We start from the raw sequence: 18,132 nt of genomic DNA on the forward strand, positions 1-18,132 counted from the left end.
ATAACAAACAATCGGCTCACAGAATACGCTGGCGAACCTGAGGACAGAAAAAAGGGCCCGAAGGCCCTGTCTGTTTAGCGGGAGAACTGAATAAAGGTGTCTGAGTAGTAATGTACAATCCAGGCAACATAAGCCAGCCAGATAATTAACCCACCTGTTAAACCGAATTTACCAATCATTGATTTCTCTCCACAGTGATAAGGGTCTGCAGCAATGTTTTACATAAACTGACAGTTGTGGAGAGCGGCTGTATTGTCGCAGATCAAAAAAATCCCGTTCATCATTCACGACATAATCCCTTAGCGATCAATTTCCCCGAAATAATCAGGCGGCGTTCTGCGTGCCGCAGGCTGAGCGCAGGGTAAAGTTCAAAAAAACGCCGCCGATAGATGATCTCAGGAGCACTATAACCACAAGGAGGTAAAGAGCAGGATCATTTCCAGGGGAAAAAATTATGTCCAGTTCGTTACTAAAAAAGAAAAAAATGAGTACCCGTGCGCAGATGCTGCTCATGGGCGGTTTAACCATCACGCTGGGCTTTACCGTCACCATCGGTGTCCTCAGCTGGCAGTCCGGTAAAGAGCAGAAAGCGCTGGCAGAGAAGTATCTGCAGCAGATTGCCCAGAGCCGGGGTCTGCAGGTGCAGCAGGAGCTGACGCATGCACGCGATGTGGCCAGTCATCTTGGACAAAGTCTGATCGCTTTACCGCATGCAGGCATTACCGATCGCAAGGCAGCGGACAAAGTGATGGAATATGCGCTGCGCGCCAATCCGGAGTATCTGTCGATGTCAGTGATATTCGAACAGAATGCGTTCGATGGCCGCGATGCGGAGTTCGCCACCCAGCAGGGTCAGGCGCCACAGGGCCGCTATGCCTGGTTTGTTGACCGTGATGCCTCAGGCCATTACGCCATGCATCCTCTGCTTTCTTACCTCACGCCGGGACAGGGCGACTACTATCTCATCCCGCAAAAGTCTCAAAAAGATACGCTTACCGAACCCTATAGCTACGCCTATAACGGCGTGCCGACATTACTCACTTCGGTTGCTGCGGTGATTATGGATCAGGGCACGCTGAAAGCGGTCGTCACGTCAGATATTTCGCTGGCCTCGCTGCAAAAGAAAGTGAACCAGATTAAACCCTGGCAGGGCACCGGCTATGCGCTGCTGCTCTCCAATGGCGGCAATGTGGTCTCATCGCCGGTTAAAGAGGAGGCCGGAAAACCCTGGAAAGGACAAACCGATAACTTTACCTCGAAGGTGGTGCAGCATTTTGATGGGGTACTGGGTGAAGAGGCGCTGGTCACCTGGCAGCCGGTCGTGATCGGCAACAGCGATAAGCCCTGGTATCTGGGTGTGGTCGCGCCAGTCAGCCAGGTGATGGCCGCCGCCAACCGCCAGCTGATGTGGGCGGTGATCCTGATGGTGGTGAGCATTCTGCTGGTCGGTACGGTGCTGGGTATGCTGTTCAGCCGTAAGGTGCTGCGTCCGATTGGCGGCGAGCCGATTGAAGCGGCTCAGATCGCGCTGGCGGTAGCCGATGGCAAACTGGATAACGCGATTGCCGTGCAGAAGGGTGATCGCAGCAGCCTGTTCTTTGCCCTTGAGACCATGCAGACCCAGCTGCGACAGATTGTCGGACAGATTAAAGATGCCAGTGAATCGGTGCGTCAGGGAGCGGGGGAAATTGCCAGCGGCAACCTCAACCTGGCGTCGCGCACCGAGGAGCAGGCTGCTGCGCTGGAGCAGACCGCCGCCAGCATGGAGCAGATTAGCGCCACGATTCGTCTGAACGCCGACAACGCACAGCAGGCGACCAGCCTGACCGAAAACGCCACGCACATCGCCAGCCGCGGTGCCACGCTGGTCGGTGAGGTCGTGCAGACCATGGCGCAGATCGATGACAGCTCGAAAAAAATTGGCGATATCACCACGATGATCAACAGCATCGCTTTCCAGACCAATATTCTGGCGCTGAATGCGGCAGTAGAAGCGGCGCGTGCTGGTGAACAGGGACGCGGCTTTGCCGTGGTCGCCAGCGAGGTGCGTAATCTGGCCCAGCGCAGTGCCAACGCTGTGAAAGAGATTGGCGCGCTGATCGAAGAGTCAAGCGTGCGGGTCGAAAGCGGCGTCCGGCTGGTGAACGATGCCGGTAAGACCATGCAGGAGATGATGCAGGCGGTGAACTCGGTGCAGGGGATTATCGGTGAGATTGTCACTGCCTCTGACGAGCAGGCGCGTGGCATCAGTCAGGTCACGATTGCCGTCAACGAGATGGATGGCACCACCCAGCAGAACGCCGCGCTGGTGCAGCAGATGTCCGCCGCCGCCAGTTCACTGGAGGATCAGGCGCAGCAGCTGGCGCAGACGGTGGAGCAGTTTCACCTGGCATAAAACGCACTGACAACGCCGTCGCTGCCGGACAGGGCGACGGCGCAGACCTCTTCCGCAAAGTCGCAACACCCGCCATCCCTGGCGGGTTAGCCCTCTGTGTGGGCTGTCTGATGCAGATTCATTACGCCTCTGTCAGGCGCTCACCGCTGACGGCATCAAACAGGTGCATCCTGTCCGGATTAACCGTTACCGGCAGCGTGCCACCCGGCACGGCATCACTGCGGCCGCTCAGCTGCATATGCAGCAAAAATCCCTGCCACGTCAGATGTAACAGCGTCGACTCCCCCGTAATCTCAACGATATTCACCGTCGCCGGTTGCCCGCTGACATCGGTGATCAGATCGTGAGGGCGCACGCCCAGCGTGACCGGCTGACTCGCCTGCTGCTGTGCGGCACGGTGCCAGCGGGAAGGGAGCCGCAGCCACTGCTCACCACAGCAGACGCCTGGCACGGCGTCCCGTACTTCAAAGCGGGCATCCAGCAGATTCATCGGCGGTGAGCCGATAAACCGCGCCACGAAGGTGTTAACCGGGCGATCATAAATCGCCAGCGGCGCACCCTGCTGCACGATAACGCCATCCTTCATCACCACGATCTGATCGGCCAGCGTCATCGCTTCGACCTGATCGTGGGTGACATAAACCATGGTGGTTTTAAAACGCTGATGAAGCGATTTGATTTCGGCGCGCAGCTCCATCCGCAACTGCGCATCCAGGTTCGAGAGCGGCTCATCAAATAAAAACACCTGCGGGTTGCGCACCATCGCCCGGCCCATCGCCACGCGCTGCCGCTGTCCGCCCGATAAAGCCCGGGGATAGCGCTGCAACAGCTGATCGATGCCGAGAATGCCCGCAATCCGGGCAATTTTGCTCTTCTGCTCCTCGCGCTTCACCTTTTTCACCTGCATATGAAACGCCAGGTTCTCAGCGACGGTCAGGTGCGGATAGAGCGCGTAGCTCTGAAACACCATCGCGATATCCCGGTCGGCGGGGTCGAGATCGTTGATGCGCTTTTTGTCGAGCAGGATGTCGCCGTCAGAGACGCTATCCAGACCAGCAAGCAGCCGCAGCAGGGTGGATTTACCGCAGCCGGAGGGACCGACCAGCACGGTAAAAGTGCCATCAGGAATGGTTAAATCCAGCGGCTGCAGTACGTTCTGTTTACCGTAGCGCTTCGCCACCTGTACAAGTTCAACACTGGCCATGGTCAGCGCACCTCATTTGAAAGTTGGAGTTGTTGCCAGCTGGGATAGCGGCGCGGTGAGCTACTGATTGCCTGTGACGCCACGTCAATGCCCCAGCGCAGGGCGGTATGAGAGGAGTGCTGATAGAGCAGGGCCGTGAGAAAACCGGCATTGAAACTGTCCCCCGCACCGATGGTATCGACCACCGTCACCGGTTGTGCGGCGGCAAATTGCACAGAGGCGGCAGACCAGAGGCGTGCGCCCTCCGCGCCGCACTTGATCACACATCCGCCGCGGCCGCTGAGCCGGGCTGACAGCTGTTTGCCGCTCTGCTCCAGCAGCTCTGCGCCCGCCAGACCCAGCGCCTCCACCTCATTCAGCAGCAGCCAGTCGCAGTCCGCTAACCAGGACGCAATCTGTAAGCGAAGGGCATCGCTCCAGCCCGCTGGCGGCCAACCGGTGTCCACCGCCACACAAAAACCACGCTGCTGTAAGGTAGCCAGCAGCGCGGGATAGTGTGCATAAAGTTCCAGGCAGAGAAAGGTGCCGCACAGCAGCACGATGTCACCCGGGACGGCCTGCGGCGGCAGCTGAGCCAGCACATCGTCGACGGTCAGCAGGGTAATGTGCCCGTAGTTGCTGAGAAAGGAGCGTTCGTTATCGGGGTGAGTGACGCCTACCGTCAGTGACGTCTCGCAGGCGTAGCGCGGCCACTGCTTCGCACTGTGCGGAAAATGGCTGGCCAGCCAGTGACTCAGACCATCATTACCCTGGTTGGCGATAGCGCGATGCGGCACCTGCATCGCCTCCAGCGCCAGCGCGCAGTTTCCGGCCGAGCCGCCGGGCCGAAGCTCACTGTGCTGCAGCATCACTTCGGTGCCGCGCTGCGGCCAGTCACTGAGCGTACTCATGATTAAATCGACGTTGATATTACCCACCACATAGAGGGTGGCGACAGTGGAATGGTTCATAGTTATCCCTTACTTCCCCCGCTGGTGAGACCACTGACCAGCGTTTTCTGCAGCCAGATGGCGATAAACAGAGGCGGTACCGATGCCAGAATGCCAATGGCGGCGATCAGCCCGTCATCCGTCGCCCGCCCGGCGGTAAAACCGGCAATGGCGACCGGCAGGGTCTGGGCCGACAGATTGCTGGTGAACAGCAGCGCGTAAAAAAATTCATCCCAGGCGAGCAGCCAGCCAAACAGGGCAGCGGCACCCAGCACCGGTTTTGCCAGCGGCAGCGTGATGCGCAGCAGAACCTGCCAGAAGCGCAGGCCATCCAGCCGGGCTGCCTGTTCGATATCACGGGGCAGGGCGTCGAACTGATTCTTCAGCATCCAGGTCAGAAACGGCAGGATCAGCGAGCAGTAGACCATCACCAGACCGGGACGGGTGTTGAGCAGCCCCAGCTGTTGCAGCAGGAAGTAGAGCGGCAGTACAAAGGCCACGGGCGGCACCATATAGATCGCCAGGGCGCTGGAAAGCCAGGCCTCGCGACCGCTGTAGCGCGAGAAACTGAACGCCGCCGGGATCGCCAGCAGCAGGGAGATCGCCGTGGCGACCGACGCGACCAGCAGGCTGTTTCCCAGTGCATGCAGGAAGATCGCGCCCGGCTGGCCAGGTGCCAGCGAAATCAGCCCCTGATAGCGGCTGAAATCCCACTGGCGCGGCAGCCATTCTAACGGCACCCGTGAGAGATCGCTGGCGGAACTGACGCTCATCAGAAACAGCCAGCCCATCGGGGCGAGAATGCTGAGGGCGACCAGCAGCGCAGCCCCGTAACGCAGCCCCTGGCGCAGTTTAGTTTTCATAGGCGGAACTCCGGCGGCGCTGATGCCATAACATCAGCAGATAGAGCGTGATCAGCAGGGCGCACATCAGGGTCATCAGGATCGCGTAGGCAGCGCCGCTGCCCGCACGCAGGTAGCTGAACGACTCCTGATAGACGAAGAAGCTCAGGGTTTTGGTGCTGTCCACCGGCCCGCCGCGCGTCATCACATAGATGATGTCAAAAATTTTGAAGGCATCGATGGTGCGCAACACCAGCGCCACGCCCAGCGGCGCGACAATCGCCGGGAAGGTGATCGCCCGGAAACGACGCCAGGCGGAGGCTCCATCCAGTCGCGCCGCCTCAAACAGATCGTCGGGGATCGACTGCAGCGCAGCCAGCACCAGCAGGGTCACCAGCGGATAGTTTTTCCAGATGTCTGCAAACATCACCGCATTCAGCGCGGCATCCGGCGACCCCAGCCAGCTGCGATAGCCGTCAATAATGCCCAGTTGGGTGAGCAGGGCGTTGATGCTGCCGTAGTCGGGGTTGAAGTTCAGCCGCCACATCATGGCGTTGACAATCGTAGGCAGCGCCCACGGCAGGATCACCAGCACCCGCAGCACGTTGCGTCCGTGGAATCGCTGATTCAGCAGCAGCGCCACCAGCACGCCGATGATCCCTTCACAGACCACAGAAACCACGGTGAAATAGAGGGTACGCCAGATCGAAGCCCGGAAATCGGGATCGCTCAGCGCATAGAGGTAGTTTTCCAGCCCGACCCAGCCTGGCGTTTCCCCACTGCCAATCAGCGCAGCATCGGTAAAGCTGAGCCAGATTGTGCGCACCAGGGGCCAGGCGGTCAGCAGCAGCATCACCAGCAGCATGGGTGCCAGCAGCACCCATGCCTGACGCTGTTCGCGTTGACGCAGACTCAGCATCATCACTCCTTAACGCAGCCGGGCGGCGCTTTTATCGACCGTCGCCATCGCATCCTGGGCCGACGTTTTGCCCAGTAACACCTGCTGCAACTGCTGCTGGAGCTGGTTCGACAGGCGCGAGTAGTCGGCCGTCTCAGGACGTGACAGCATCACGTTAAGCGATTTATCCGCCGCGGCAATCAGACTCTCCTGACCTTTTTTTACCGCCTCATCCTGATAAGACGATTTCCAGATCGGCAGGCTGAGTTTCGCATATTGATTCTGCACCGGCTGAGAGGTCATATAGCGGATGTACTGCCACGCTTCATCCGCATGGCTGCTGCCTTTGGTGATACCCAGCCCCATTGAGCCGTTGACCGCACCCACTTTGCCCGGTGCATCCCCCGGCGCAGGCATGATGCCCACCTCACCCGCCACTTTGCTCTGCTTTGGATCGTTGGCCATGTTGTACATGTAGGTCCAGTTCAGCGCGAACGCCGCATCGCCATTGGAGAACGATTTACGCACATCCTCTTCCAGATATTCACGCGACGCCGGATTGCTCAGCCCCTGATCGAGTGAGCTTTTCATCAGCGCCAGCGCCTTCAGAGAGGCCGGGCTGGAGAAGTTGAGCTTGCCGTTCTGATAAAACTGGCCACCAAAGCCGGAGACCAGCGTGGTGTAATCACACACCAGCGCTTCCGCCTGAGACCAGCTCCAGACGAGCGGATAGGTGACGATCTTTTTCTCTTTGATGATTTTCGCGTCATCCAGCACCTGCTGCCAGGTCTCTGGCAGCGTCGTAATGCCCGCTTTCGCCAGCATCGCTTTGTTGTAATAGAGGTACTTGGTGTCGAGGATCCACGGCATGCCGAGCGTTTTGCCTTTGAAGACCACCGTGTTCATCGCACCCGGGAATACCTTCTCTTTTTCGTCAGGGGTAATGCGTGATGAGACATCCTGCAGCAGATCGAAACGGCTGAATTCTGCCGGCCAGATGGCATCGAACAGCACCACGTCATAACCATTGCCGCCCGCACCGCGCGCCGCCACGATCTTGTCATGCAGTGCTTCATAGGGAACAAACTCCAGATTGACGCTGACATCCGGATGCGCTTTCTGAAAGTTCTGCGTCATGGCGCGGATATCATTTTCGCTGTAGGCGGCCTGCGTCATAAACAGGGCATTAATCTGCGTGGCCGCCGCGGCGCTGCCTGCGCTTAACATCAGTAAGGCGGCAAAGCCGGCTTTGAGTCGGGGGGTATAACGCTGTGACATGGTCTTCTCCACTATGCAGCAACAGGCTGTCGGTTAATTAAATCAATTTGATTGATTTAATCAGGGGCGTAATGGTCAGCGGGCAGGCTGACCTGTCAGGAATTAAGCAAAGGACGTGCCAGTAAAGGGCGGTAACATTAACAACGTCGTAACAACGCTGGCGCCCAGCCTGCGCTTTTATCGCCGCCTTGCCTATCCTGAACCGCGGAAATTGCGTACACGATCAAAGATATTGTTTGCCTCCATTGCTCCGCATACCAATACTGTGAGGTCGCGCTGTAAGGGAAAACAACATGAGAACCTCGGGCACCAACCTTGAACATGCGCGGGCGCATAACCGCCGTGTGGTGATTGAAGCGATTCGTCTGCATGGTGAGCTGACCCGTGCCGAACTGGCACGGCTGACGGCGCTGACGCCGCAGACCGTTTCCAACATCGTTGCAGAGCTGGAGCAGGCTGAACTGCTGACCAGCCGCCAGCCACGCCGCAGCGGGCGTGGTCAGCCCTCCATTCCGGTCACGCTGAATCCGACCAGTGCCTGGTCGATCGGGATTCACCTCGATCACCAGACCCTGCTGCTGGTTCTGGTCGATCTCAGCGGCGAAGTCCACTTCCGCCGCCTCCTGCTGGTGCAGAAGCCCCAGCCTGCTGCCACCCTGGCGTGCATTGCTGACGTGCTGACGGAGATGCGGGCCTTTCTCGGCGCGCAGTGGCAGAAGGTGTTAGGCATAGGCGTGGTGATGCCGGGACCGTTCGGCGTAGAGGGCATTTCATCGGTGGGGCCGACTACCCTGAACGGCTGGGAGCAGGTCGATATTGAAGCTGAACTTGGCGCGATCAGTGGCCTGCCGGTGACGCTGGAGAATGACGCCACCGTGGCCGCCATTGGTGAACGGTTTCATGGCATCGCCCGTCAGCTTAACTCCTTTATCTATCTCTATATCGGCACCGGCCTGGGCGCGGGGATCTTTACCGATGGCCACATCTACACCGGCCATGCCCATAACGCGGGTGAGATCGGCCACATCGTGGTCGAGCCGGGCGGGCGCGACTGCTACTGCGGCAATCAGGGCTGTCTTGAGCGTTATGTCTCGTTACAGGCTGCCTACGAGTTCTGCGGCCTCGATCCGATGCGGGCGCTGCCTGACGACCTGCTGCAGATTGATCCTGCGCGTTTCAGTGCCTGGATTGAAAGCATAAAGACGCCACTGCGCCAGGCAATCAATATTCTGGAGTCGGTGTTTGATGCAGAAGCGGTGATTATCGGCGGGATGATGCCCGCGCCGTTGCTGGAGCAGATGGTCGCGCAGTTACCGCCACTCTATCAGTCGGTTCGCGGACGCTATCTGAATGCGATGCGACTGAAGACCGGCATGACCGGCAGCGATACCGCCGCACTGGGTGCCGCCGCGCTGCCCATCTTTGATGAGTTTAACCCGCAGTTTCAGGTGCTGATGAAGTAGAGAGCAAATGGCGCTGTTGCAGACAACAGCGCCACCGGGATCAGCCCGGATAGATCCCGCGATCTTTACGCGCCATCAGGATACGCTCACACGCCACGATGTAGGCCGCGGTGCGCAGTGAGCACGCTTTCTCTTTCGACTTGTCCCAGACGTGAACCATCGCTTCTGTCATGATCTTGTCTGAGCGACGATTGATCTCATCTTCACTCCAGAAGAAGCTGGCCATGTCCTGCACCCATTCGAAGTAGCTGACGGTTACGCCGCCCGCATTGCAGACCACATCCGGCACCACGATAATGCCGCGCGAAGCGAGCATGTCGTCGGCGTCAGGGTAGGTGGGGCCGTTCGCGCCTTCCAGCACGATTTTGCAGCTCAGCACTTCTGCACGCTCACGGGTAATCTGACCCTCCAGCGCCGCCGGGATCAGAATGTCCATCTCCGTCGTCCAGAACGCCTCTTTCTCAATGCTCTGCGCGCCCGGGAAACCGGCGATCTGCTTGTGCGCAATCTGCCATTCCGTCAGGGCTGCCATGTCGATACCGTCGGCATTGAACAGGGTGGCCGTGTGATCCTGAATCACCACCACGCGCGCGCCCGCCTCGTCAAACAGTCGGGCCGCTTCACTGCCGACATTACCAAACCCCTGAACCGCCACGCGGGCACCTTCAATTTCAATGTCTGCGCGACGCGCCACTTCGCGTCCGGTGATAAACACCCCGCGGCCGGTGGCTTTCTCACGGCCCAGCGAGCCGCCCAGATGAATGGGTTTACCGGTGACGACGCCGGTGACGGTGGTGCCGAGGTTCATGGAGTAGGTGTCCATCATCCACGCCATCACTTTACCGTTGGTGCCGACATCCGGAGCCGGGATATCTTTCTGCGGCCCGATGATGATGCCAATCTCACTGGTATACCGGCGTGTCAGACGCTCCAGCTCGCCCTCAGAAAGTTTAAAAGGATCGACGCGGATGCCCCCTTTAGCGCCACCGTAGGGCAGGTTGACGGCCGCACACTTGATGGTCATCCAGGCGGAAAGCGCCATGACTTCGTTAAGGTCGACATCCGGATGATAGCGAATGCCCCCTTTGCCGGGACCGCGTGAAAGGTTGTGCTGAACGCGATACCCTTCAAAATGGCGAATTGAGCCATCATCCATCTGCAGGGGAATGTCGACAATCAGTGCCCGCTTGGGATGACGTAAAGTATCTATCCAACGTGAAAGATCGCCCAGATAGGGCGCCACCCGGTCGATTTGCTGCAGGTAGGTTGACCAGGCAGATGTGCTGCTTTCAGACGCATAAGATAACTTATCCATAAAAAACCTTTCTTAATGAAGTTATTTATTGTGTGGAGCCGTGGATGACGCGCGTACTGTTTTGCGCCGTCATAATCTAACACTCCTGAAACAAATAAGATGTGGCAGGCGCCCGTTCCCGACCGGGTCATGCCCCATTCTGGGGCAGAGAAAGTGAATAGTTTGCTGATTACACCCCGCACAAGGCGAATAATGATGCGCGTGAAGTGCGTATTTTGTGAATAGCGTGAGAAAACTCGCTATCTTTCAATTCTTTGAAGGCGTTCAAAAAGTTAAAGAATTGATCGACGCGATATTGACTTTATTGCACCAATTAAGTGCATGAGAATAAGTAATCAACCGATTACATTAAGTAATGCAAAAAAAGTGAATAGCGGTGATTATTCAGCAGGTTAGAAAACAGGCGGGATAAATTATAAAATAAGAGGCCAGCATCGCTGGCTGGCCTTATCAGATTAGTGAGTCAGTGCCTGTTCCGCTTCCTTCAGATCCTGACGCGCCTCAGCAAGCTTCTCTGCACGCTTGCGGATTTTGCTGGCACTGCGTTCTTCGGCTTTCGCCTGAGCCAGTTCCTGTTCACGCTCCTGAACCTTACTGCGCTTTTCGGCCACTTTTTCCTGACGTTGCTTCAGCAGGCCGCTTTCGGTGCAGTGCTCTTCAACCTCACGCCGCGCTTTTTCCAGCCCGGCAATCTGGTGAGAATTATTGTGCTGTCGGGCAAAGGAGAGCTGCGTCTCAATCTCCTGCTTTTTCGCTGCACAACCGGTTAACGCAGAGTCGGCATGCGCCGCCGTGAAGGTCAGGGGCAGCAGGCAAAGGCTGAGGGCCAGTAAGGTCTTTTTCATTGTCGTCTCATCTATGAGTCAGGAGGTGGAGACAACAGTATACGAAGCCGCCTTAAGCGGTTCTTAACAGAAAAAAATATTCACTGGCGCGGAAAAAGCGGAGAGGGGGAAAGGCTGCCTGCTGTCAGGCAGCGCTTGAAGCGGTTGACCGGGAAAGGCTAAGACGGCAATCAGGACCACTGAGCATAACGGGATACCCCTGCTGACTCTGCTGTCTGAAATAGTCCTGCATCACCTGACTGATGCCAGCACCACACCACATGACATGATGCGCATGGCGTCCGGTGTTGAACGCTGGTCGTCCGCTGGCACTGGCGTCCACCTCGACACTAAAACCCATCGCGGTCAGACGAATGGCTTCCAGCCAGATTTCGGTTTTGTCCATGACGCTCACGGCTTCCAGAAACAGCGGAACAGAGGCGTGGTTTCGCGCCGCATCACGCATCATCAGGTCAGCCTGCTGCTGCACCGTTTTTTCAAACCGGGCAAGACGGCGTGTGGCACCCTGACGCCGGTCTGTGTGAAGCCAGACACTCAGAGGGCGCAGCAGATTAATAATGAAGTCATCCCCGCTGTAGTTACCGGACATATTGTTCATCTGACGCGAAAGCGACAGGGGTGTCCCGAACTCAAGCTGCCAGAGCATGTCACCTTTACGCGCCGCCCAGCCGTGGGTCATGATCGAGGTGGCGGTCTGCTGACCCTGTCTGATCTCCTCGGGCGTCGCGCCCGTGGCAGTTAAGTCAACCAGCGTGCGGATTTCACTGAGCTGTGCGTCACTCCAGTGTTCAGCGTGTTGTCTGGGCGTCAGTAACCCCTGCTTCACCCAGCGCTTCAGGTTCGCAGGATGCGTGCCGGTTATTGCACAGACCGTTTCCGTTGTATGAAAAAGCATATTGTGCCCTCTGTTGAGGGAATGGCCGCCGGAGTTAACCGGGGATGAACGTCTACTATGAACCTGATAACCGCTAATGAACAGGGGGGCTCCGGAGGAAAAACAGCAGCCACGCGGCGTGACGCTGCGCTTATTCGTCGTGAACAGCCGGGTAAATTGAGGCTGATCAGCAGGTTAAAATATCTGCGGCTCGTGAAAAAAAAGACTGTTTATTTATTCAGTAAAAATTCTTTACGCAACTATACCGGGCAATCCAGGGATATTTTAACTTTTTTAAGAGGATACCGATCTCTCCTCCTCTTTTATCTGCCAGGCAAACGACTAAAATACGGGGTTCTGATGATCAGGAGAAAGAGTGCCCAATGCCTTATCGTTTTACCTTCGCCGCGTTGACGGTTGCTGCGTTATTAACCGGCTGTGCGAAACAGACGCCCAGCAATACGCCAGATGAATTTGCTGCGGGTCCGACGCAGATTGATGTCTCACACATTAAAACCCGTGCCGATGATGGTTCAAGCGTCTTCCTGACGGTAGATGGCAAAGATGCCGGTAAATTACCGAATGGCGAAAGCATGCTGCTGCACGTTCCGGCCGGAAAACACCAGATTGGAGGTTATGTACCGACGCTGTTCGGGATGGGGCGCGTCACCATCGCACCGGTGGAAGTGACCACGTCACCTCAGGACGTCAAGAAAGTGGCCTATACGGTCACCCGCAACAAAGCCACCTTTGTCGAGAATAAGGACGAGCAGGGCTGAGCAGAGGATAGCGGAGAGCAACGCTCTCCGCTGAACGCGCCGCGTTATAAGCCGAGTTCACTCAGGGAAGGGTGATCGTCAGGCCGTCGTCCCTGCGGCCAGTGGAAAAGCCGCTGCGCTTCGCTGATTTTCAGATCGTTAATGCTGGCAAAGCGCTGCTTCATCAGACCCTGCTCGTCAAACGCCCAGTTCTCATTGCCGTAAGAGCGATACCACTGCCGCCGCTCATCGTGCCATTCATAGGCAAAGCGCACCGCTATCCGGTTTTGATCGAAACTCCACAGCTCCTTAATCAGCCGGTACTGCTGCTCCCGCTGCCATTTTTGCTCCAGAAAGGCGATGATCTCACTGCGGCCGGTCAGGAAGGTATCGCGGTTGCGCCACTGACTGTCCACAGAATAGGCCAGGGCTACCCGCCCGGCATCGCGGCTGTTCCAGCCATCCTCAGCCAGACGCACTTTCTCTGCCGCCTCTTCAGGCCGGGTAAAAGGGGGTAAGGGCGGACGTGAAGTTTCCAATGTTTCTCCTTAATGGCGCAAAGGCCCGGATGTTATCGCTAACCGGGCTGAGTTACGGCCATATTAAAGTTCAAGCGCGTGGATCTGGCAGACGGCACGGGCCGCTTCCTGACCTTTTTTCACGAAGTGCTGGGTGTAGAAGTCGATAAACTCCGCCGAAGGCTGGAAGTTATGCGGCGTCAGGGAGACCGAGAAGACCGGCACGTTGGTGGCCAGCTGGGCCTGCATCAGACCACTCACCACCGCCTGAGCCACAAAGTCATGGCGATAGATGCCGCCATCCACGACCAGCGCCGCGCAGACAATCGCATCAAAGTTGCCGGTCTGCGCCAGACGCTGTGCCAGCAGCGGCATCTCAAATGCGCCTGGCACATCCCAGGTTTTGATCTCACAGGAGGTTCCCCGGCTCTCCAGCTCCTGTTCGAATCCGGTCAGAACCTGAGAAACGATTTCGCTATGCCAGTTAGCTTTAATAAAGGCGACTTTCAACGGCTGCATGACTTACTCCAGTAAAAGGTAATATCCCGTGGTAATGAGCGCGATGACGTCCCTGAACCCCGGATGAAACGTTAAGCCGGACAGGCCGGTAACCTGCTGACTCTCATCACTATACTGTAATGTAAACAGCCTGTGTCCACCATTGTCATTATGTGTGAATAACCTTTCCTCTCTTTGCGGGCATTAAACCCTGTCAGACAACCGCCAGAGCCGTTCAGACGCCTGATCCTGCCCGCAAAATCCCTTTCACCGCCCGGTTTGCGTAACAGCTTCCGGTTATGAAACTGCTTAAATAAAATACTGGATATCTGAACAGTATTTTGTATAATAAATGGACTGCCCGCCGGGTATTGGTAGCGTTAGCGAGGGGTGAACCCATGATGATTTCGACTGAAAGCCTCAAATCTCTGGAACAATCGGTCACAATGAGCAGCCGTGAGCTGGCTCAGATGACCGGTATTACACATGGAGAAGTGAAGCGGTTAATCAAAAGTCTGGAAACGGCTCAGCGTCTTTCTCAGCCGCTCAAAGTGAATGACTATGAGCGCGAAGGGGAGGTGCGTCAGGAGTACCGCCTGAGCAAGCGTGACTCCCTGCTGGCCGTGGCACGCCTGTCGCCAGGCTTTACGGCCGAAGTGCTGGATCGCTGGCAGGACCGGGAAAGAACCACCCATCTGCCGGACTTTACCAACCCGGCTGAGGCTGCACGTGCCTGGGCTGAGCAGTTTGAACAGCGTCAGGCGGCGGAGCAGCAGCTGGCTCTCTCCGCGCCTAAGGCCGCCTTCTTTGATAACTTCGTTCAGGTGGATGACTCGCTGGGCTTTCGTCAGCTCTGCAAAATGCTGAAAGCGAAAGAGCCGGAGTTTCGTCAGTTTCTGCTGGAGCGCAATATCATGTACCGCGCCAAAGGTACCCTGACGCCGCAGCATTACCATCTGCAGGCCGGCTACTTTACGCTGCACACCGGCACCGGCGAAAACCAGCACGCCTTCTCACAGGCGCGTTTTACCGCAAAAGGGGTGAAATGGGTGGCCAGCCTGTGGGCAGCGCATCTTTCCGCTCAGCCAAAAGGGGCCGCTGCGTAGCGGCGCCTCTGGCCTGGCGGGCTGGCGCGGCGTGACTGGCAGAGGTTAAGGCGCAGGCATCCGCTCATACTGTGCTGACATAAAAAAGGCCGCATCGGAATGCGGCCTTTTTTGATTTTCCTGATCCCAGGGATGCGTTGCGGGCGATTACCAGCCTTTAATTGCATCGCCTTTATAAACTTCTTCCGCTTTAGCCGCGACTTCAGGCGACTGCAGCGCCGCTTTCAGCTTCTGAATTTTATCGCTGTCTTTATTGTCTTCGCGTGAAACCAGCGCATTGACGTAAGGCGAAGAGGCGCTTTCCATAAATAAACCATCGCGGTGAGCGGATAATCCCGCCTGAGCCGAGAAGTTCGTATTAATGATCGAGAACGCCACGTTCGGATCATCCAGCGTGCGGGTCAGCTGCGGCGTATCCACTTCAACCAGTTTCAGGTTTTTTGGATTTTCGATGATATCCAGTGAGGTGGGTAAATAACCCACACCCTCTTTCAGCTTAATCAGGCCCTGCGCCTGCAGCAGCAGCAGGCTGCGTCCCAGGGTGGTAGCTTCGTTAGAGATGGTCACTGTCGCACCATTCTGCAGCTCACTGATGTTCTTGATTTTGTGCGAATAGGCTGCAATCGGGAAGACGAACGTCTTGCCAACTACCGCAAATTTATAGCCGCGCTCTTTAGACTGATCTTCCAGATAAGGCAGGCTCTGGAAAGCGTTGGCGTCGACTTCCTTGTTATTCAGCGCTTCGTTCGGCAGTACATAGTCATTGAAGTTCAGCACTTCGACATCGAGCTGATATTTATCTTTTGCAACCTGTTTCACCACCTGCCAGATCGCTTCGTCCGGCCCGGTATTAATCGCCACTTTGACTTTGTTATCGTCATCTTTAGAGCAGGCGGATAATAATAAAACAGAACTGGCCAGTAATGCGGCAAACAAACCTTTCATTATCAGAAATCCCTCAGAGAATTGATGGCTTCAAAGATAATACAGAAATGTAAGGTTGCGAACTGACGGAGGGATATATCTTATAACCATATACCGGATATTGTTCATTAATTCATCAGGCTGGCGGCTTATGCCCGTGAATTAACCGATGCCATTCACGGCGGTCCGGGCGGTTTTATTCCTCTGGCGCACTCATCCGGTCAACATCCCCTCAGCCAGTCCGCGCATTCTCTTCTACGCTTAAAGCCTGCGGTTTGCAGCATTGCATTGATTGTTAACAGGGAATACTGATGTCAAAAGATGAAAAGAACGGGATCGAAGCGGTTGAAGTCATGCGCAGCGGGGAGGCCTGGAACGGGGAGGTCATTGAATCCTATCCGCACGGCGAGCCGGAACTGACCGTAATGCGCCTGTCACTGCCTGCCCATACGTCATTGCCGTGGCACACGCATCCGATGCCGAATGCGGCGTTTATCCTTTCAGGCACCCTGATTGTGGAAGACAAAGCGAGCGGGGAGCAGCGTACCTTCCACGCCGGAGAAGCGCTGAATGAGACGGTCAACAGTGCGCACCGCGGCTACACGCTGGAGGAGCCCGCCGAACTGGTGATTACCTATGCCGGTGTCAAAGGACAGGCGCTGACCGAGCCACTGCCGGGAGAACCCGAAGAGTTCTGACACTCTTGCAAAAACGGCAGTGCAGCGCGCTGCCGTTATTCATCCCGCCCGCAGCGCCGCCGCTATTCACTTCCCTGATAAGCGATTCGCCAGAGCCTGCATATCCACATCCTGAAACCGCTGTTTTAGCGACAGGCGAGGCGCGTCACAGCTGAGTTCACCTGCGCTCAGAAATGGCATCCTGAAGAGGAGTGAATCCCGGCACTGATTATGTGCAACGCACGCTGCTGACTCACCATCACGGGGCCTGTCGTTTTACAGCCTTTATAAGTGCATGATTAAATAGGATTTAAATTCTGGTACGCCAATTGCAATAACCCGTTCATTAAGCAGCGCACTACACAACTGATACTGAATAGCTGGCTAGGGTTCCGGTTCACGCAGGTGAATGTCTGGTCCGAGAGCTGGCGACCTCTGCGAGGTTACACGGCGGGACAAAAGCCCGGGAGACAGCGGCACCATCTGGTGTCTTGCGCTGCTCCCGTTTTTTTGTGCCAACCAGAGGTCAACCATGAAGACATTTTCCCTTCTCCGCACGCTCATTCTCTCCCTGGCACTGCTGGCCAGTGTGCCCTCTTTCGCCGCAGTTAAAAAAGAGTTCAACGTCTGCTGGACCATCTATGCGGGCTGGATGCCCTGGGGCACGATCGCTAATGAAAAAATCATCGATAAGTGGGCCAGCAAATATGGCATTAAAATCAATATCGTCCAGCTGAATGACTATATCGAATCGATCAACCAGTACACCGCAGGGCAGTTCGACGGCTGCACCATGACAAATATGGATGCCCTGACCATTCCCGCCGCGGGCGGCGTCGATTCCACGGCGCTGATCACCGGCAGCTACTCCGAGGGTAACGACGGCATCGTTCTGAAAGGCGTGAATAAAAAACTCAGCGACCTGAAAGGCATGTCGGTTTATCTGCCCGCGCTGTCCGTATCGCACTATCTGCTGGTACGCGGTCTGGAAAAGGCCGGACTGCAGGAGAAGGATGTTAAGGTCGTGAACACCTCCGATGCCGATATCGTCTCCGCCTTTGGCACCAGCGGTGTCAAAGCCGCAGTGGCCTGGAACCCGCAGCTTTCCGTCATCAAAAAGAGCCCGCAGACCACAGAAGTGTTCAGCTCCTCCGCCGTGCCGGGCGAGCTGATCGATATGATGGTCGTGAACACAGAAACCCTCCACGATAACCCCGCACTGGGCAAAGCGCTGACCGGTGCATGGTTTGAGATGATGGCAAAAATGCAGGCGGGCGATTCCCAGGCGCTGAGTGCGATGGCCGCGGATTCCGGCACTGACCTCGCCGGTTATCAGGCACAGCTCAAAACCACCCATCTGTTCCCGACTCCCGCCGCCACAGAGGCCTTTGTCGCCTCGCCCGACCTGGCAAAAACCATGCAGCGCGTGGCCGAGTTCTCTTTTGATAAGGGGCTGCTCGGCGAGGGTGCGCAAAGCGCTGACTTCATCGGTATGGCCTTTCCCGGCAATCAGACCCTCGGGGACAAAGCCAACATCAGACTGCGCTTTGACGACAGCTATCTGAAGATGGCCGCGGCAGGCCAGCTCTGACTTCCGGGCTGAGGAGC

Annotated in this window: 18 protein-coding genes and 1 riboswitch; of the genes, 7 read left to right on the forward strand and 11 right to left on the reverse strand. The window is 56.7% G+C overall.

The features are described 5' to 3' along the window. Positions 1-454: 454 nt before the first annotated feature. The gene (locus tag HFD97_RS07275; RefSeq protein WP_150041105.1) at positions 455-2,395 is read left to right on the forward strand and encodes a methyl-accepting chemotaxis protein; all 1,941 of its coding nucleotides are present in this window, start codon (positions 455-457) and stop codon (positions 2,393-2,395) included. A 121-nt stretch (positions 2,396-2,516) separates the two neighbouring features. On the opposite strand, the gene HFD97_RS07280 is transcribed toward HFD97_RS07275, so the two are convergent. The 5 genes from HFD97_RS07280 to HFD97_RS07300 are packed head-to-tail and all read right to left on the reverse strand — an operon-like array spanning position 2,517 to position 7,546. Further along, positions 2,517-3,599 carry an ABC transporter ATP-binding protein gene (locus HFD97_RS07280; protein ID WP_167431664.1) on the reverse strand — a complete coding sequence of 361 codons (1,083 nt, stop codon included), beginning with the start codon at positions 3,597-3,599 and terminating at the stop codon, positions 2,517-2,519. A 2-nt stretch (positions 3,600-3,601) separates the two neighbouring features. After that, positions 3,602-4,549 carry a carbohydrate kinase family protein gene (locus HFD97_RS07285; protein WP_009092959.1) on the reverse strand — a complete coding sequence of 316 codons (948 nt, stop codon included), beginning with the start codon at positions 4,547-4,549 and terminating at the stop codon, positions 3,602-3,604. Between the two features lie 2 nt (positions 4,550-4,551). Then, a complete protein-coding gene (locus tag HFD97_RS07290) occupies positions 4,552-5,391 on the reverse strand; it encodes a carbohydrate ABC transporter permease (protein ID WP_150044527.1) in 840 nt (279 codons plus the stop codon). Then, the gene (locus HFD97_RS07295; RefSeq protein ID WP_058958074.1) at positions 5,381-6,289 is read right to left on the reverse strand and encodes a carbohydrate ABC transporter permease; all 909 of its coding nucleotides are present in this window, start codon (positions 6,287-6,289) and stop codon (positions 5,381-5,383) included. The genes HFD97_RS07290 and HFD97_RS07295 overlap by 11 nt, the downstream gene beginning before the upstream one ends. Positions 6,290-6,298: 9 nt before the next feature. After that, positions 6,299-7,546, reverse strand: a complete 1,248-nt coding sequence (locus HFD97_RS07300) for an extracellular solute-binding protein (protein WP_167431665.1) — start codon at positions 7,544-7,546, stop codon at positions 6,299-6,301. Positions 7,547-7,839: 293 nt separating this feature from the next. Between HFD97_RS07300 and HFD97_RS07305 the strand changes: the two genes are divergently transcribed. Then, positions 7,840-9,009: an ROK family transcriptional regulator gene (locus HFD97_RS07305; protein WP_009092963.1), complete on the forward strand. Its 1,170-nt coding sequence runs from the start codon at positions 7,840-7,842 to the stop codon at positions 9,007-9,009. Positions 9,010-9,049: 40 nt separating this feature from the next. On the opposite strand, the gene HFD97_RS07310 is transcribed toward HFD97_RS07305, so the two are convergent. The 3 genes from HFD97_RS07310 to HFD97_RS07320 form a co-directional block, all read right to left on the reverse strand. Next, positions 9,050-10,324 (reverse strand): Glu/Leu/Phe/Val dehydrogenase, encoded by a 1,275-nt coding sequence (locus tag HFD97_RS07310; RefSeq protein WP_009092964.1) that lies wholly within the window; start codon positions 10,322-10,324, stop codon positions 9,050-9,052. A 455-nt stretch (positions 10,325-10,779) separates the two neighbouring features. Then, a complete protein-coding gene (locus HFD97_RS07315) occupies positions 10,780-11,169 on the reverse strand; it encodes a DUF1090 domain-containing protein (RefSeq protein ID WP_167431666.1) in 390 nt (129 codons plus the stop codon). A 124-nt stretch (positions 11,170-11,293) separates the two neighbouring features. After that, a complete protein-coding gene (locus HFD97_RS07320; RefSeq protein WP_167431667.1) occupies positions 11,294-12,064 on the reverse strand; it encodes a MerR family transcriptional regulator in 771 nt (256 codons plus the stop codon). Between the two features lie 57 nt (positions 12,065-12,121). On the opposite strand from HFD97_RS07320, the gene HFD97_RS07325 reads away from it, so the two are divergent. Then, positions 12,122-12,457 carry a hypothetical protein gene (locus tag HFD97_RS07325; RefSeq protein WP_167431668.1) on the forward strand — a complete coding sequence of 112 codons (336 nt, stop codon included), beginning with the start codon at positions 12,122-12,124 and terminating at the stop codon, positions 12,455-12,457. Further along, positions 12,427-12,822 (forward strand): hypothetical protein, encoded by a 396-nt coding sequence (locus HFD97_RS07330; protein WP_167431669.1) that lies wholly within the window; start codon positions 12,427-12,429, stop codon positions 12,820-12,822. The genes HFD97_RS07325 and HFD97_RS07330 overlap by 31 nt, the downstream gene beginning before the upstream one ends. Before the next feature lie 44 nt (positions 12,823-12,866). On the opposite strand, the gene HFD97_RS07335 is transcribed toward HFD97_RS07330, so the two are convergent. Beyond that, on the reverse strand, positions 12,867-13,340 hold the full coding sequence (locus tag HFD97_RS07335) for a nuclear transport factor 2 family protein (RefSeq protein WP_009092968.1): 474 nt from the start codon (positions 13,338-13,340) through the stop codon (positions 12,867-12,869). A 63-nt stretch (positions 13,341-13,403) separates the two neighbouring features. Further along, a complete protein-coding gene (locus HFD97_RS07340) occupies positions 13,404-13,838 on the reverse strand; it encodes a 6,7-dimethyl-8-ribityllumazine synthase (protein ID WP_058958077.1) in 435 nt (144 codons plus the stop codon). Positions 13,839-14,215: 377 nt separating this feature from the next. On the opposite strand from HFD97_RS07340, the gene HFD97_RS07345 reads away from it, so the two are divergent. Then, positions 14,216-14,923 (forward strand): phage antirepressor KilAC domain-containing protein, encoded by a 708-nt coding sequence (locus HFD97_RS07345; protein ID WP_009092970.1) that lies wholly within the window; start codon positions 14,216-14,218, stop codon positions 14,921-14,923. 147 nt (positions 14,924-15,070) lie between these two features. Here HFD97_RS07345 and HFD97_RS07350 read toward each other — a convergent pair whose 3' ends face one another. Further along, positions 15,071-15,868: a MetQ/NlpA family ABC transporter substrate-binding protein gene (locus HFD97_RS07350; protein WP_009092972.1), complete on the reverse strand. Its 798-nt coding sequence runs from the start codon at positions 15,866-15,868 to the stop codon at positions 15,071-15,073. A 290-nt stretch (positions 15,869-16,158) separates the two neighbouring features. Here HFD97_RS07350 and HFD97_RS07355 point away from each other — a divergent pair, with 290 nt between their 5' ends. Beyond that, positions 16,159-16,545, forward strand: coding sequence for a cupin domain-containing protein (locus tag HFD97_RS07355; protein ID WP_009092973.1), 387 nt, complete (start codon positions 16,159-16,161; stop codon positions 16,543-16,545). Between the two features lie 352 nt (positions 16,546-16,897). Beyond that, positions 16,898-16,996: riboswitch (guanidine-I (ykkC/yxkD leader) on the forward strand. Positions 16,997-17,056: 60 nt separating this feature from the next. Then, positions 17,057-18,115: a putative urea ABC transporter substrate-binding protein gene (locus tag HFD97_RS07360; RefSeq protein WP_167431670.1), complete on the forward strand. Its 1,059-nt coding sequence runs from the start codon at positions 17,057-17,059 to the stop codon at positions 18,113-18,115. The last annotated feature ends 17 nt before the right edge of the window (positions 18,116-18,132 follow it).

Origin of the sequence: Pantoea sp. EKM103V (genome assembly GCF_011800365.1) — a bacterium.
GTDB lineage: Bacteria > Pseudomonadota > Gammaproteobacteria > Enterobacterales > Enterobacteriaceae > Pantoea > Pantoea anthophila.

Bases quoted from the DNA above. Each gene is read 5' to 3' on its own strand.
- HFD97_RS07285 (WP_009092959.1), bottom strand. From the start codon at position 4,549: ATGAACCATTCCACTGTCGCCACCCTCTATGTGGTGGGTAATATCAAC.
- HFD97_RS07350 (WP_009092972.1), bottom strand. From the start codon at position 15,868: ATGAAAGGTTTGTTTGCCGCATTACTGGCCAGTTCTGTTTTATTATTA.
- HFD97_RS07355 (WP_009092973.1), top strand. From the start codon at position 16,159: ATGTCAAAAGATGAAAAGAACGGGATCGAAGCGGTTGAAGTCATGCGC.
- HFD97_RS07275 (WP_150041105.1), top strand. From the start codon at position 455: ATGTCCAGTTCGTTACTAAAAAAGAAAAAAATGAGTACCCGTGCGCAG.
- HFD97_RS07315 (WP_167431666.1), bottom strand. From the start codon at position 11,169: ATGAAAAAGACCTTACTGGCCCTCAGCCTTTGCCTGCTGCCCCTGACC.
- HFD97_RS07345 (WP_009092970.1), top strand. From the start codon at position 14,216: ATGATGATTTCGACTGAAAGCCTCAAATCTCTGGAACAATCGGTCACA.
- HFD97_RS07300 (WP_167431665.1), bottom strand. From the start codon at position 7,546: ATGTCACAGCGTTATACCCCCCGACTCAAAGCCGGCTTTGCCGCCTTA.
- HFD97_RS07295 (WP_058958074.1), bottom strand. From the start codon at position 6,289: ATGCTGAGTCTGCGTCAACGCGAACAGCGTCAGGCATGGGTGCTGCTG.
- HFD97_RS07290 (WP_150044527.1), bottom strand. From the start codon at position 5,391: ATGAAAACTAAACTGCGCCAGGGGCTGCGTTACGGGGCTGCGCTGCTG.
- HFD97_RS07280 (WP_167431664.1), bottom strand. From the start codon at position 3,599: ATGGCCAGTGTTGAACTTGTACAGGTGGCGAAGCGCTACGGTAAACAG.
- HFD97_RS07320 (WP_167431667.1), bottom strand. From the start codon at position 12,064: ATGCTTTTTCATACAACGGAAACGGTCTGTGCAATAACCGGCACGCAT.
- HFD97_RS07305 (WP_009092963.1), top strand. From the start codon at position 7,840: ATGAGAACCTCGGGCACCAACCTTGAACATGCGCGGGCGCATAACCGC.
- HFD97_RS07340 (WP_058958077.1), bottom strand. From the start codon at position 13,838: ATGCAGCCGTTGAAAGTCGCCTTTATTAAAGCTAACTGGCATAGCGAA.
- HFD97_RS07360 (WP_167431670.1), top strand. From the start codon at position 17,057: ATGAAGACATTTTCCCTTCTCCGCACGCTCATTCTCTCCCTGGCACTG.
- HFD97_RS07330 (WP_167431669.1), top strand. From the start codon at position 12,427: ATGCCTTATCGTTTTACCTTCGCCGCGTTGACGGTTGCTGCGTTATTA.
- HFD97_RS07325 (WP_167431668.1), top strand. From the start codon at position 12,122: ATGAACCTGATAACCGCTAATGAACAGGGGGGCTCCGGAGGAAAAACA.
- HFD97_RS07310 (WP_009092964.1), bottom strand. From the start codon at position 10,324: ATGGATAAGTTATCTTATGCGTCTGAAAGCAGCACATCTGCCTGGTCA.